Source organism: Tsukamurella sputi (genome assembly GCF_007858445.1).
GTDB lineage: Bacteria > Actinomycetota > Actinomycetes > Mycobacteriales > Mycobacteriaceae > Tsukamurella > Tsukamurella sputi.
This window is the reverse complement of sequence record NZ_VIGV01000234.1, coordinates 1-513: the sequence shown is the minus strand read 5'-3', so window position 1 is coordinate 513 and position 513 is coordinate 1. Positions and strand designations below refer to the sequence as shown.

1 protein-coding gene is annotated in these 513 nt (G+C 42.9%); it reads left to right on the top strand.

Going from position 1 to position 513, the window contains the following annotated elements:
• A partial coding sequence (gene ttcA, locus FK268_RS26280) for a tRNA 2-thiocytidine(32) synthetase TtcA (RefSeq protein ID WP_146437924.1) occupies positions 1–513 on the top strand: 513 nt, incomplete at both ends.

Sequence of the window (513 nt, the reverse complement as noted above, 5' to 3'; positions counted from 1 at the left end):
TCTCTTTTGAGATATTAGCGGTCAATCTTGATCAGAAACAACCCGGTTTTCCAGAAGAGATATTACCCCAATATTTAGAGAGTATAGGCGTTCCTTACCACATTATTGAGCAGGATACCTATTCTATCGTGACAGAGAAGATCGCCCCTGATAAGACGATGTGTAGTCTCTGTTCCCGTTTACGTCGAGGCTCCCTTTATACCTTTGCTAAGGAGCATGGCTACAATAAAATTGCTCTAGGTCACCATCGTGATGATATTGTTGAGACTCTCTTTATGAATATGTTTTTTGGAGGAACTATGAAAGCAATGCCTCCTAAATTACGTAGTGATGATGCCGATAATATTGTAATTCGGCCATTAAGCTACTGTAGTGAGACGGATATTGCGACCTATGCCGCGATGCGAGAGTTTCCGATTATTCCTTGTAATCTCTGTGGTTCACAAGAAGGATTGCAGCGACAAGAGGTGAGGCGATTGTTGCAACAGTGGGAGCAAGAGGCACCAGGAAGAA